Origin of the sequence: Agrobacterium sp. CNPSo 2736, assembly GCF_004005385.1 — a bacterium.
GTDB classification, from domain to species: Bacteria; Pseudomonadota; Alphaproteobacteria; order Rhizobiales; family Rhizobiaceae; genus Agrobacterium; species Agrobacterium leguminum.
In genome coordinates, this window is record NZ_RZTX01000001.1 from 1 (window position 1) to 14,139 (window position 14,139).

Sequence of the window (14,139 nt, forward strand, 5' to 3'; positions counted from 1 at the left end):
GGTGTATTCTCTTGTTCAAAACGTGACCGTCAAAGTCTATTCCTGAGATCCAAATTCCTTCAGACCCCGCAAGCTTCGCCGCCCACGTTTCTCTTTCTTCTCATATTCAATTGTCAAATAACAGACCGCCCAAAGCAGTCACAAAATCAATCGCCCCAAAGCCATAAGCCCCGAAACCCAACAAGCAATCCGCTCATCAACTTGATTTCTTGAGAACGAAAGTCGCCGTCGCCAGCAGCGCCGCTCGCCCTCGTTCAGTGAGCGGACTTATAAATCCACACCCTCAAACAAGTCAACACAGCAAAATCAAAAAAAACAAGAAATGTGATATGTTGCTGATTGTAAAAGGGAATTTGAAAATTATCGTATAAATGAACGACTTTTAACGGTTTTCCTGTCGGTGTCCGTCAAGCCTGATGGGCCTTCCTTTATATAGGGGCTCAGTATCGCAATAACAGGGGGCGAAGGCCTTGCCGATATCAGTCGGAAGACGGGCTGAAGCGGGCGACCAGCGCATGCGCATTGCCGGGATAGGTGAAGCGCACATAGGTGACAGCGCCCGAATTGCTCCAGGTACGGCGCTCCACGACAAGACACGCCTGCCTGTCGGAAATGCCGAGCAGGCGCGCGATCTCCTTCGACGGTGTTTCGGCACTGATCCGGTGTTCGGCAGTGCTCCACGGAACATGGCCGAGCAGCCAGGGGCCTGGCGCAATTTCGGTAAAGTCGGTTTCAGCCGCTTCCGGCACGGCCGTCAGATTGATGAGGCGCTGTTCGACACAGAATTCGCGCGCACCGGCGAAATGGATGCAGAGAATGTCGAGCAAAGGTGTCCCGACCGAAACGTCGAGCCGCTCACGATCCGCGCCTTTCGCGCTGCGCCTTTTGCGCTCCAGGATTTTGAAGCCATAGTCGAGGCCAAGGGATTCGACCTCGGCCCCGATATCGTGAATTTGAAGAACGGCGGACTGGATCTGCGGCTGGCGGACGAAACTGCCGGATTTCTTGCGGCGCTCGATCAAACCGGCCTTGGCGAGCTGGCCCATGACCTTGTTCACCGTCATGCGCGAACAGTGATATTGATCGGCGAGGTCGACCTCGAAAGGCAATCGATGGCCCGGCGGCCATTCTCCCGAAACGATCCGCCCCTCGATCTCACTGAGGATACGCTGGTGCAGGGTCTGCCCGGCTGATGCTTTCGTCACGTCCGCAATGCCTTTCCCCGCTGGCTTTTTCCCGTTTCTGCCGAGCCCATATCAGCTATCGAGAAGTTCAGCCATGACCTTGTTGAAACGATCGGATATTTCACGGCGATGGGTATGCCGGCCGGCCTGCACACACTTTTTGCCGCGCACCCAAACGGAATCGACAGAAACGCCACCCGCGAATATCCACTGATCGAGAATCTGGGGTATCGGAAGATAAGAAACGGCGGAAACATCAAGAGCGACGAAATCGGCGCTTTTTCCACTTTCCAGACCGTTTCGCGACGCCAGAGCCCTGCCGCCGCCTTCGAGCGCCTGCCGGAAGAGTTTTTCGCCCGTGGAATGACCGGCATCGGCGATGACATTGCGTGCGCGGTGAGAGAGTCGCTGCGAATATTCGAGCGTTCGCAATTCTTCCGGTACGGAAATCAGAATGTTGGAATCGGATCCGACGCCATAATGACCGTTTTCAGCGAGAAACGCCGGAGCCGGGAAGATGCCGTCGCCGAGATTGGCTTCGGTGATCGGGCAGAGGCCGGCAACAGCACCGCTTTTTGCCATGCCTCGCGTTTCGGTTTCCGTCATGTGTGTTGCATGGATAAGGCACCAGCGGCCATCGACCGGCGCGTTTTCAAGCAGCCATTCCACCGGTCTCGCACCGGAAAAGGCGAGCGAATCTTCCACTTCTTTCGTCTGTTCCGCCACATGAATATGGATCGGCCCGCCTTTTGCCAGCGGCTCGATGGCTGCCAGCTCGTCGCCGGTCACCGCACGCAGGCTGTGCGGCGCTATGCCAAGGGTGGCGCCCGGCAGCCTGTCCACAACGGCCTGCGCCCCCTGCATCAGCTTTCCGTAGCTGTCGAGCGAATGGATGAAGCGCTTCTGCCCGTCGATTGGCGTCTGGCCACCGAAACCGGAATGGGCGTAAAAGACCGGCAGCAATGTGAGGCCGATACCCGTCTGCGAGGCGGCCGCGCCGATACGTTCAGCCATTTCGGCGATATTACCGTAATGCGAGCCATCCCTGTCATTATGCAGATAATGAAATTCTCCAACCCGCCCAAAACCGGCCTCGAGCATTTCCATATAAAGCTGGGCGGCAACGGCCTCGACATGGTCAGGCGTCATGGAGAGCGCGAATTTATACATGACGGTGCGCCAGCTCCAGAAACTGTCATCGCCGGGACCACGGATTTCGGCAAGCCCCGCCATGGCACGCTGAAAGGCGTGGCTGTGAAGATTGGGCATGGCCGGGACAATGACGGCATGTCGCTCATCCTGCGGCTGCGGGGAAACGCCGGTTTCCACGGATAAAATAGCGCCTTCATCGCAGACGATGCGAACATCCTTCGCCCATCCATCCGCCAGAAGCGCTGCGCCCGCGTGAATTGCCGTCATGCCACCCTCTCCTTTGGTTCTGTCCGGCAAGGCCATTTCAAACACGAAATTGCGGCTTGCCAAGCCGATTATTATGTATATACATTTAACTCACAAAGGAAAGGCGAAAAGCAAATGCCAGGGAACAAATCTGCAAACGGAACGGCGACTGGGAACGCCACGGCTTTGTGGCGCAACGCCCGGCTGACAACCTTCGATCCCGCCATGGAAGGCATCGGCGCCGTCGAAAACGCCGTCATTGCCGTGCGTAACGGCCGCATCGCCTTTGCCGGCCCTGAAAGCGATCTGCCCACCGATCTGGCGAAAGCCGACGAGACCAACGATTGCGGCGGCCGCTGGATCACCCCTGCCCTGATTGACTGCCACACCCATCTTGTCTTCGGCGGCAACCGCGCCATGGAATTCGAGATGCGGCTGAATGGGGCGACCTATGAAGAGATCGCCAAGGCGGGCGGCGGCATTGTTTCTTCGGTGCGCGACACGCGTGCGCTTTCGGAAGATGCTCTGGTGGCGCAGGCTTTGCCGCGCCTCGACACGCTTCTTTCCGAAGGCGTTTCCACGGTTGAAATCAAATCCGGTTACGGTCTCGACATTGAAACCGAGCTGAAAATGCTGCGCGTCGCCCGCAGGCTCGAGACGTTGCGGCCGGTGCGCATCGTCACCAGCTATCTCGCCGCACATGCGACACCTGCAGACTATAAGGGGCGCAACGCCGATTATATTGGCGATGTCGTTCTGCCGGGGCTGGAAAAAGCCCGTGCGGAAGGGCTGGCGGATGCGGTTGACGGTTTTTGCGAAGGCATCGCCTTTTCCGTCGAGGAGATCGACCGGGTTTTCAAGGCTGCAAAACAGTATGGCCTTCCGGTCAAACTGCATGCCGAGCAGCTTTCCAACCTTGGCGGTTCCGAGCTTGCGGCATCCTATAACGCGCTTTCGGCCGATCATCTGGAATATCTTGATGAGGCCGGTGCGACGGCGCTGGCGAAAGCGGGAACCGTGGCCGTGCTTCTTCCCGGCGCTTTCTATGCGCTCAGGGAAAAACAATTGCCGCCGGTGCAGGCCCTGCGCGATGCCGGGGCCGACATTGCGCTGGCAACGGACTGCAACCCCGGCACTTCGCCGCTCACCTCCCTGCTGCTGACCATGAATATGGGCGCAACACTTTTCCGCATGACCGTGGAAGAGTGCCTGACGGCAACGACACGCAACGCGGCAAAGGCGCTCGGCCTGCTTACGGAAACCGGCACGCTGGAGGCTGGAAAATCCGCTGATTTCGCCATCTGGGATATCGAGCGTCCGGCAGAACTCGTCTACCGCATCGGTTTCAATCCGCTCCACGCCCGCATTTTCAAGGGAGAGAAGGTTTGCCCATGACCATGAAGACCATCACGCTTCACCCCGGCGATGTGAGCTTAGCCGATCTCGCCGAGATATACTGGGAGAACGGCAGCGCCAAACTCGACTGCAGCTTCGATAAAGGCATTGAAAAGGCGGCGGCCCGCATCGCCGAGATCGCTGCCGGCAATGCGCCGGTCTATGGCATCAATACCGGTTTCGGCAAGCTCGCTTCCATCAAGATCGACGCGGCCGATGTGGCGACGTTGCAGCGCAATCTCATCCTGTCGCATTGCTGCGGAGTCGGCGCACCGCTTCCTGAAAATGTCGTGCGGCTGATCATGGCGCTGAAGCTGGTTTCGCTCGGTCGCGGCGCATCCGGCGTGCGGCTGCAGCTGGTGCGGCTGATCGAAGCCATGTTGGAGAAGGGCGTCATCCCCGTCATTCCCGAAAAGGGTTCGGTCGGAGCTTCCGGCGATCTTGCGCCGCTTGCCCATATGGCCGCGGTGATGATGGGCGAAGGCGAGGCCTTTTATGCGGGTGCGCTTCTGCCAGCTGGCGAAGCGCTTGCGAAAGCCGGACTGACCCCGGTGGTGCTTGCCGCCAAGGAAGGGCTGGCGCTGATCAACGGCACACAGACCTCGACGGCGCTGGCGCTCGCCGGTCTTTTCCGCGCCCATCGCGCGGCGCAGGCGGCGCTGATTACCGGAGCGCTTTCCACCGATGCCGCCATGGGCTCATCTGCACCTTTCCATCCCGATATTCACAGCCTGCGCGGCCATAAGGGCCAGATCGACGCGGGAGCGGCGCTTCGTAATCTGCTGGAAGGTTCGGAAATCCGCGTCAGCCATATCGAGGGCGATGAGCGGGTGCAGGATCCCTATTGCATTCGTTGCCAGCCGCAGGTGGATGGCGCCTGCCTCGATCTTCTGCGGCAGGTGGCCCGCACGCTGGAAATCGAAGCCAATGCCGTGACCGACAATCCGCTGGTGCTTTCAGACAATTCCGTCGTCTCCGGCGGCAATTTCCACGCCGAACCGGTGGCCTTTGCCGCCGACCAGACGGCGCTTGCCATTTGCGAGATCGGCGCGATCGCCCAGCGCCGTGTGGCGCTGCTGGTCGATCCGGCCCTTTCTTATGGTCTTCCGGCCTTTCTTTCGAAGAAGCCGGGCCTGAATTCCGGTTTGATGATCGCCGAAGTCACCTCCGCCGCGCTGATGAGCGAGAACAAGCAGATGGCGCATCCGGCCTCGGTCGATTCGACGCCGACTTCCGCCAACCAGGAAGATCATGTCTCCATGGCCTGCCATGGCGCGCGCCGTCTGCTGCCGATGACGGACAATCTCTTCGCCATTCTCGGCATCGAGGCACTTTCGGCCGTACAGGGCGTGGAACTGCGTGGGCCGCTGAAAACGAGCCCCGAACTGCAAAAGGTGATTGCGGCATTGCGCGCCGCGGTCCCTTCGCTGGAGGAAGACCGCTATATGGCGCCGGACCTGAAGGCTGCGGCGGAATTGATTGCCTCCGGCGCGCTGGTGGCGGCAATTTCGGATGGCATCCTGCCGAAGCTGGAGGTTTGAGATGATGAGTACTCTATCCTCCACTGTCGTGGGGTTACCCCCCTCTGCCCTGCCGGGCATCTCCCCCTCAAGGGGGGAGATCAGATGCCGCACCCGCTCGTTCCCAGATATTGTGGCGCAAGGTATTCGCCGCTTGCCGATCTCCCCCCTTGAGGGGGAGATGCCCGGCAGGGCAGAGGGGGGTAACCCCACGGCAGAAGAGGCCGATCGATGAACAGACCCTTCACGCTTCACCAGGGCGCCTCGCCCATCATTCTCGGCCTGCCCCACACCGGCACGGATGTGCCGGCGGATATCTGGCAACGCCTGAACGATAACGGCAAGATTCTCGCCGATACGGACTGGCATATCCATGAGCTCTATGCCGGCCTTCTCGAGAATGCGACAACCGTAAGGGCGACCTTCCACCGTTATGTGATCGATGCCAACCGCGACCCGGCCGGGGTCAGCCTTTATCCGGGCCAGAACACGACAGGCCTCGTTCCGGAGACCGATTTCGACGGTGAGCCGATCTGGAATGAAGGACAGGAACCCGCGGCGGACGATATCGCCTATCGTCTGGAAAACTTCCACGCGCCCTATCACGCGGCCCTTGCGGCGGAAATCGAGCGGGTCAAATCCATCCACGGCATCGCCATTCTCTATGATTGCCATTCGATCCGTTCGCATATTCCCTTCCTGTTCGAAGGCAAGCTGCCGGATTTCAACATCGGCACGGATATGGGCAAGACCTGCGATCCGGCCATCGAAAAAATCGCCGTCGAGGTGACCGCCGCAGCGGAGGGCTGCGACAGCATCCTGAACGGTCGTTTCAAGGGCGGCTGGACGACGCGCCATTACGGAAAACCGCAGAGCGGCGTGCACGCCATTCAGATGGAGCTGGCGCAATCCACCCATCTTCAAAGCGAGACGCCGCCTTTTGCCTATGACACGGGCAAGGCCGAACGGCTTCGCTCCCATCTCAAAACCATTCTCACGCGCATGGAAAAATTTGCGCTCGACACGAAACGATAAGGGGAAAACACATGAACAATCCACGCCACAATATTCGCGATGTCCGCTCGCCGCAGGGCACTGACCTCAATGCCAAAAGCTGGATGACGGAAGCGCCGCTGCGCATGCTGATGAACAATCTCGACCCTGATGTGGCCGAGCGCCCGCATGAGCTGGTGGTTTATGGCGGCATCGGCCGTGCCGCCCGCACCTGGGACGATTTCGACCGTATCGTCGCGACGCTGAAGGATCTGAACGAGGATGAAACCCTCGTCGTGCAGTCCGGCAAGCCGGTCGGCGTGTTCCGCACCCACAAGGACGCGCCGCGCGTGCTGATCGCCAATTCCAACCTCGTGCCGCACTGGGCGAACTGGGATCATTTCAACGAGCTGGATAAGAAGGGCCTTGCCATGTACGGCCAGATGACGGCCGGTTCGTGGATTTATATCGGCACGCAGGGCATCGTGCAGGGCACCTATGAAACCTTTGTCGAGGCCGGCCGCCAGCATTACGACGGCAACCTGAAGGGCAAGTGGATTCTTACCGGCGGTCTCGGCGGCATGGGCGGCGCACAGCCGCTCGCCGCCGTCATGGCCGGCGCCTGCTGCCTCGCCGTCGAATGCGATGAAACCCGCGTCGACTTCCGCCTGCGCACCCGTTATGTCGATGCGAAGGCGCATACGCTCGATGAGGCGCTGGCGCTGATCGACCAATGGACCAAGGCGGGCGAAGCGAAATCCGTCGGCCTGATCGGCAATGCGGCGGAAATCTTCCCGGAACTCGTCCGTCGCGGCGTTCGTCCCGATATCGTTACCGACCAGACCTCGGCGCATGATCCCGTCCATGGTTACCTTCCGGCCGGATGGACCGTTGCCGAATGGCGCGCCAAGCAGGAAAGCGACCCGAAGGCCGTTGCTGCTGCCGCTCGCGCCTCAATGAAGGTGCATGTGCAGGCCATGGTCGATTTCTGGAATGCCGGCGTTCCGACGCTCGATTACGGCAACAATATCCGCCAGGTCGCCAAGGATGAGGGCCTGGAAAACGCCTTCGCCTTTCCGGGCTTCGTGCCGGCCTATATCCGCCCGCTATTTTGCCGCGGCATCGGCCCGTTCCGCTGGGCGGCCCTTTCCGGCGATCCGGAAGACATCTACAAGACCGACGCCAAGGTGAAGGAACTGCTGCCAGACAACAAGCACCTGCACAACTGGCTGGACATGGCGCGCGAGCGCATCGCTTTTCAGGGCCTGCCCGCGCGTATTTGCTGGGTCGGCCTTGGCGACCGCCACCGTCTGGGCCTTGCCTTCAACGAAATGGTCAGGAACGGCGAGCTGAAGGCGCCGATCGTCATCGGCCGCGACCATCTGGATTCCGGCTCCGTCGCCTCGCCCAACCGCGAGACCGAGGCCATGAAGGATGGCTCGGACGCCGTTTCCGACTGGCCGCTTCTCAATGCGCTGCTCAACACCGCATCCGGCGCGACCTGGGTGTCGTTGCATCACGGCGGCGGCGTCGGCATGGGCTTCTCGCAACATTCCGGCATGGTCATCTGCGCCGATGGCACCGACGATGCCGCTCGCCGGCTGGAGCGCGTGCTGTGGAATGACCCGGCAACCGGCGTCATGCGCCATGCCGATGCCGGTTACGACATCGCCGTGGAATGCGCCAAGGAACAGGGCCTGCGCCTGCCCGGCATTCTCGGCAATTGATCCTCTTTCGGCCGGACAGAGAAACACCTCTTTCCGGCCGATCCCTCTCAAAAGTGGAAAACCATGACCCTGCTGCGCGCAAGCGACTACAAGCGAATGCCCTGGAAAAACGGCGGCGGCGAGACGGTGGAAATCGCCATCTTTCCACCCGCGTCTTCCGTTGAGAATTTCGACTGGCGCATCAGCATGGCGACGGTGGCGAGCGACGGGCCGTTTTCGATCTTCCCGGGCATAGACCGCACCCTCTCCATTCTTGAGGGAAACGGCATGGCGCTGGCAATTGCGACGGACGATCCGCTGTTGCTGACAATGGAAAGCCCACCCCTGCCCTTTCCGGCCGATGTTCCCGTGAATGCGACCCTGCCCGATGGCGCGATCACCGATCTGAACGTCATGACCCGCCGCTCGCGCTTTCGTCATGTCGTTAAAAGGCATTCCGGCCCGTTCTCGGGAAAAGCCGCCGGAAACACGTCGCTTGTTCTGGCGCTCGACCCGCTGACGATTTTAACCGGTGAAGGCAAGGACCGATTGGGGAAGCTGGATGGTCTGCTGATCGAAGGCGGTTTACCGTTCACCGTCGAAGGAGATCAAAGCGAAAGCACGTTTTTCCTGATCACCCTCGAGCGTCTCTGAAGCCTTCCGGAAAAGGCTTCACAAATTCCGTCCAGATAACGCTCAAACCGCTGCCGCCTCAGTCCAGGCCCAGCGGATCGGCCACCCGTGGCCAAAGCTCAAGGCTCGCCTTGCGATAGGGCGTTTTCGCCGGATCGGTCGGATAAGATGTCGGGGCCGCGATATAAACGATCTCGGAGGCGACCGGCGCAAATCCCGCATGGAAATGGTTGGTGGACTTGACCAGCAGCACGTCTTTTTTCGCGAAATCGACTCCGAGATTGGAAAAGATATCCGGCTCATAAGTTTGCGTGCGGCTGGTGATGAGGATGATATCGATCTGCGTACGGAGCGGCCGAACGACGGCGGCGCGGCCGAGCGTTACGCGGCTGTTGCGGAAACTCTGCCAGCCGGCCTCGGCCGTGCGCATCACCTTTATGCGGAAATCGAGCGGCTCGCCGCCTTCCGGGCTGGATTTGCCGCCGATACGCAGATCGATCTCGGCCCCCTCGCCCGCCGCGTGACAGAAAGACACCGCAATCGGGTCCCAGATCGTCGCGACGGCGATGTTGTCCATGCCGCGCTCCACTATGCGCCGCAGAATATGGGTGGCGTCACCGGCGACACCGCCGCCCGGATTGTCCCAGATATCGGAGACGACGACCGGCCTGTCCGGATTGTTGCTGCGAATTGCAAGAACCTGGTCGAGGCCTGATTCCGTATCCAGCATCGGCATGGCGGTCAGTTTGCGCATGGCATAAAGCTCATGGCCGAGCTTTTCAGCCAGCGCATCGCCCTTTGCCCTGTCATTATCGGTCACGACAACAATGCGCGTTCCCATATCCGGCACATCGCCCGCCATGAAACCGTGAATGACGGAAATCGAAAGGATGCCATCCTTGCCTTCCATCGCCTTCAGCCGGTCGACATAGGAGCGCATCGGCTCACGGCTGGTGGGATAAATGGTGATCATGCGGCAATCGAAGGTGGAGATGACCGGTTTGATCTCCCCCCGAAGCGTGCGCAGTGCCATTTCCACCACATGCTCGCCACGCTCTTCGAAATCCGTATGCGGAAATTCCAGAAACGTCGCCATGATATCGAGATTTTTGACCCGAAGCGCGGTCAGATGGCTGTGCGGATCGAATTCCGCCGCGACCAGTACATCCGGTCCGACCAATGCGCGGACGCGTGACAGGAAATCCCCTTCCGGATCGTCATAACCCTGCGCCACCATGGCGCCGTGCAGACCGAGCACCACGGCATCGACCGGCAGGGCCGCACCGAGTTCGGCGAGAATCGTATCCCGCAGCGTTTCATAGGTCTGGCGCTGGATAAGGCCCGCCGGTTCCGCCCAGCAGGAAGTTCCCTCTATTACCGTGAACCCTTCCGCCTTACCACGACGGCGCAAGATCGGCACTGGCGACGAGCAAAGCGTCGGCGTTTCGGGATGCTCCCCCGGCCCGGCATAAAAAGCCGCACGAAAGGCGTCCATATCCGTCGGGACTGGTGAAAACGTGTTGGTTTCGGTGGCGAGTGACGCCGTGAAGATGCGCATGTCTCTAGATTCTCGTTACCGCAATCTGCCCTTCGGCAGCTTTATTTCAGAATTTAATTAGCCGGGTAATCTTACCAGACGGTGCCGCGCGCCGCCACCTGCTCAACCCTCGTTACAACGCCGTTTCGATGAAAAACCATCCTGTCGAAAAGATTGCTGACGACACAGGTGTGGTTCGGAACGACCTTGACCACGTCGCCGATTTCAGGCCGGCCCGAAGCACAGCCGGATAGATCGACAACCGCATGTTCCTCCGAAAGCGAGATGATTTTCGCGCCTTCGTAGCCTTCGAGCAGCCCGTAATCGCTGAAACCCAGAAGATCCGAGGTCAGGGCCTTGGAGCCGCAATCCAGCACGGCCCGATCGGCTGTCGGTCGCGATACGACGGTGGCAAGAACATGCATGGCGAGATCGCCCGCCGTGCAATGTCCGGCGCGCAGCATGGCGCGATCATTATAGACATAGGTGCCGGCCCGATGTTCGGTGGCGGAAGGAACGAGATGGGCGGCGTAAAAATCTGGAGAACCGCCGCTGGACCGCACCGGGCATTCCATGCCCTTTGCCGCCAGCAACGCCATGGTCTCGCGAAGGAAGTTCTCCACCGTCGCGGCTCCGCCCGGTGCCGGATAGGTCAAAATGCCCTTGAATGTGAGGCCCGGAGCCGCAGCGATCTTTTCCGCAAGCGCCAGTGCCGCTTCCGGCGTCTGCACACCGCAGCGCTTGCCGCCCGTGTCGCATTCGACCAGTACGGCAAGCGGCCTTGCCGCGTCGAATGTATCGGTAAGGCCTGCAATCGTGACCGCACTATCGGCAACCACGCTCAGCCGGCCGATGCGCGCATTCAACGCCTTCAGCCGCGACAGCTTTGCTGCACCGAGAATATTGTAGGTGATTAGAATGTCATCGAAACCGGCATCCGCAAAGACCTCCGCCTCACTGACTTTCTGGCAATTAATGCCGATGGCGCCGGCCTGAAGCTGCTGTTTGGCGACGGCGGGTATCTTGTGCGTCTTGATATGCGGCCGAAAGGCCTTGCCGTGGTCATCCAGATAGGATTGCGCCCTGAGGATATTGGCAGCGAGCCTGTCCTCGTCGATGACAGGCATCGGCGTCGAAATCGCATTGAGGGGTGTGCCCGCATCAGGCCAGGGATAGGTCATCATCTACTCTCAAACATCGAAAACTTGGGCTTCAGGCCAGCGGCTTATAGGCGATAACGTCCATTTCCACCTTGGCATCGACCATCAGCGGCGATTGCACGGTGGAGCGTGCCGGCGGATGATCGATGAAATATTTCTGGAAGACGGCGTTGAAGCTCGAAAAATCCCGGGCATCGTCCAGCCAGACATTGACCTTGACCACATCCGCAAGCGTGCAATCGGCAAGCGCCAGAACATCCTTGATATTCGCAACCACCTGCTCGGTCTGCGCCACGATCCCGCCGGTCACCACCTCACCATCGACGGTCGGCACCTGCCCGGAAACATACACGAAATCTCCGGCCCGGACGGCTTTGGCAAATGGTCGCCGCTGTCCGCCAGCCTGATTGTCCGCCGCCTCATATCGTATCAGTTTCGGCTTTTGCATAAATCCTCGCAAATTATTTTCATAATTTCAGAAATTTTCGCGATTTGTAGCCGATTTTATGACGCATATCCATAAGCAATGTAAATTATTTAGCAATCGCGCACATTACGCGCGAAATCCGCTGCCGTGCTTGCCGCCCATGATTATTGGGAAATATATGGCTCAGGGTCGATATATGGTGTGATTCATGGGGAGCTGCATGCCCATAATGCGGCCCCCTGTGGGCATTCGCGCTGCGTTACACTGGCCAAATTCGGCATCCATGGAGTTTCCAGCACATTATTCAGAGAACAAGTTTGCCGCGGCTAACCTCGGAGAAGAGGTACTAAAAACGATGGAAATAAAGATGTGTCTCGCATCGGCCGATCCTTCAACCAACTCAACCCCGTGCGGAAAGCCTGTCGCTCGCCGTCACTCTGTCCGTGATCTCTTGCGCGATCTTCTGCGCCTGCACACGAATATCCGGAACGGCGGTAATTTCCCAGAAGCGGCCCGCAGTCAGCGCACCGGCAGCGAAAAGACCGGGCCAGCTTCGTCCGTCCGTCCGCAGCAAACGGGACTGGCCATCGACTTCCACCCCGAGCCCGAAAGGATCGAGTAAAATAACGCCATCGCCGCGCATCGTTTCAAGAAGCCGCGAATGGCCGATGCCGGCCCGCTCCATGCCCGTGCAATTGACGACCCAATCGACCTGGAGCTCCTTCAATATCCGCGTATGCCTGCGGCGGTAACGCACGGCGATCCCCTCCTCTCTCTCTTCTATGGAGCGAAGGTAACCCGCATGAATTTCAAGAACACCATCTGAAAGCAACGTCCCGAAAGCGCCAGACACTTCGGGTGCGATACGGTGCCGGTGGATGTTCCACCAGGGCAAAGCATGCCGAAGGAACCGGCTCCGCTGGGAAGGTGTAAGACGTTGCCAAAGCGATTGAGTTTGCGGCCGCAAGCCATCCATGACGGTGCGCCACGGCGCGCCATCGCGCACCTGCTTGCGCAGAGAGTGCAGCAACCAGCTGATCTCCGTCGAGCCTTCAGGTAGATTCGGCCCCACGGGCGGTGATTGGGGGCTGACATGCGGATGCGGCACCAGGCCACGACGGGACAGAACATGGATTGGCCCTTGATGTCCTTTTCCCCGCAGAGTCAAAACCTGATCGATCATCGTCAGGCCCGAACCCAAAATACAGATGCGATTCCCGGCTTTTATTTTTGACAACCATCCCGGCTGCCAGCAGTGGCCAATGATACGTTGCGGACCCTCTTCTTCCTTCGCGACAGTTTGCACCGGCAAACTCGCAGCGCCGACACCCAGACACAGAACGACATTCTGCGCGCGCAGCTGCTCACCATTTTCCAGCGTAAAAGAAAATCCGCCTGTGCCATCCGGTTGGCAGGCCGAAGCCTTGGCCCGAACGAAGTCCACCCGGGCTCGTTGCTCCCTGCTTCTAAGCAGGCCGGCCAGTCTGTCGCGAAGATAAAGACCATAGTCACCGCGCGATGCGAACAGCAGGGGATTGTTCGCGATCCCGTTTTCCGCCAACCAGTCGACAAAGTCATCCGGCTTGTCAGGGAAGACACTCATTCGCCCGGCTGGCACATTGAGACGATGATAGGGCAGTTCCGTGCGATAGGCGGTGCCGCGCCCGAAATCCGACTCATCGCCGACGATAGCGATAGAGGCTTCCGCCGGCAGGGACGATAGAAGATGGGCGGCGGTACAGATGGCCGAAAAACCCGACCCGACGAGAGCGACATCATAGGACATTCATTCCTCCAACCTGCGACAGCTTGAACAGCCAGACGACGGGTGTCGAACCCAACGATACTCTAGTCAACGAGTAGAGATTAAACAGATGTGAATGTCTACCCTTCACTTTCTGGCGCCGGGATTATCGGAGGCATAGAAGATCAACCTCAAAAGTTAGCCGCGGCAAACTCCGGCACAGGGCAGATATTCCGCGCATCAAAAGACGCGACAACGCCCTTCATTATGATCGACAACGAGAAGTTAGCCGCGGCTAACCGTCAAAGCGTCACAAAAAGCAAATGTGATTCTTCCACAATGCTTTAGCGGCACTTTCCAACCTGAGAAAAAAGCCTATTGCGCCAAAAAGAGAATCGGCGCTTATATCTCAGTTGCGGAAAAAACCGCCTTTTTCGAAAAA

The 14,139-nt window shown here is 59.2% G+C and carries 11 protein-coding genes and 1 pseudogene; 5 read left to right on the forward strand and 7 right to left on the reverse strand.

The features are described 5' to 3' along the window. Nucleotides 1-479: 479 nt before the first annotated feature. Nucleotides 480-1,205, reverse strand: a complete 726-nt coding sequence (gene hutC / locus EM858_RS00010; protein WP_080819735.1) for a histidine utilization repressor — start codon at nt 1,203-1,205, stop codon at nt 480-482. Nucleotides 1,206-1,256: 51 nt separating this feature from the next. After that, a complete protein-coding gene (locus tag EM858_RS00015) occupies nt 1,257-2,603 on the reverse strand; it encodes a formimidoylglutamate deiminase (RefSeq protein ID WP_127755399.1) in 1,347 nt (448 codons plus the stop codon). A gap of 114 nt (nt 2,604-2,717) precedes the next feature. On the opposite strand from EM858_RS00015, the gene hutI reads away from it, so the two are divergent. Both hutI and hutH read left to right on the forward strand, forming a co-directional pair. Continuing rightward, nucleotides 2,718-3,977, forward strand: coding sequence for an imidazolonepropionase (hutI, locus tag EM858_RS00020; protein WP_127755400.1), 1,260 nt, complete (start codon nt 2,718-2,720; stop codon nt 3,975-3,977). Continuing rightward, nucleotides 3,974-5,518: a histidine ammonia-lyase gene (gene hutH, locus EM858_RS00025; RefSeq protein ID WP_127755401.1), complete on the forward strand. Its 1,545-nt coding sequence runs from the start codon at nt 3,974-3,976 to the stop codon at nt 5,516-5,518. Before hutI ends, hutH begins: the two co-directional genes overlap by 4 nt. Before the next feature lie 30 nt (nt 5,519-5,548). Here hutH and EM858_RS27670 read toward each other — a convergent pair. Beyond that, nucleotides 5,549-5,704: pseudogene (locus EM858_RS27670) on the reverse strand (riboflavin biosynthesis protein RibD); the annotation flags it as partial. 24 nt (nt 5,705-5,728) lie between these two features. On the opposite strand from EM858_RS27670, the gene hutG reads away from it, so the two are divergent. The 3 genes from hutG to EM858_RS00045 all read left to right on the forward strand — a co-directional run bounded on the left by hutG (nt 5,729) and on the right by EM858_RS00045 (nt 8,850). Continuing rightward, complete coding sequence (gene hutG / locus EM858_RS00035) at nt 5,729-6,532, forward strand: N-formylglutamate deformylase (RefSeq protein ID WP_127755402.1); 804 nt, start codon at nt 5,729-5,731, stop codon at nt 6,530-6,532. 11 nt (nt 6,533-6,543) lie between these two features. Then, entirely contained in the window at nt 6,544-8,217 is a 1,674-nt protein-coding gene (hutU, locus tag EM858_RS00040) for a urocanate hydratase (RefSeq protein WP_065656680.1), read from the forward strand. A gap of 63 nt (nt 8,218-8,280) precedes the next feature. Next, the gene (locus tag EM858_RS00045; RefSeq protein WP_127755403.1) at nt 8,281-8,850 is read left to right on the forward strand and encodes a HutD family protein; all 570 of its coding nucleotides are present in this window, start codon (nt 8,281-8,283) and stop codon (nt 8,848-8,850) included. A 58-nt stretch (nt 8,851-8,908) separates the two neighbouring features. Here EM858_RS00045 and EM858_RS00050 read toward each other — a convergent pair whose 3' ends face one another. The 4 genes from EM858_RS00050 to EM858_RS00065 all read right to left on the reverse strand — a co-directional run bounded on the left by EM858_RS00050 (nt 8,909) and on the right by EM858_RS00065 (nt 13,739). Beyond that, nucleotides 8,909-10,387 carry a M81 family metallopeptidase gene (locus EM858_RS00050; protein ID WP_127755404.1) on the reverse strand — a complete coding sequence of 493 codons (1,479 nt, stop codon included), beginning with the start codon at nt 10,385-10,387 and terminating at the stop codon, nt 8,909-8,911. A gap of 71 nt (nt 10,388-10,458) precedes the next feature. Further along, nucleotides 10,459-11,547: a D-TA family PLP-dependent enzyme gene (locus EM858_RS00055; RefSeq protein WP_127755878.1), complete on the reverse strand. Its 1,089-nt coding sequence runs from the start codon at nt 11,545-11,547 to the stop codon at nt 10,459-10,461. Between the two features lie 31 nt (nt 11,548-11,578). After that, a complete protein-coding gene (locus EM858_RS00060; RefSeq protein WP_059758295.1) occupies nt 11,579-11,974 on the reverse strand; it encodes a RidA family protein in 396 nt (131 codons plus the stop codon). A gap of 379 nt (nt 11,975-12,353) precedes the next feature. Continuing rightward, nucleotides 12,354-13,739, reverse strand: coding sequence for an FAD/NAD(P)-binding protein (locus EM858_RS00065; RefSeq protein WP_127755405.1), 1,386 nt, complete (start codon nt 13,737-13,739; stop codon nt 12,354-12,356). Nucleotides 13,740-14,139: the final 400 nt, after the last annotated feature.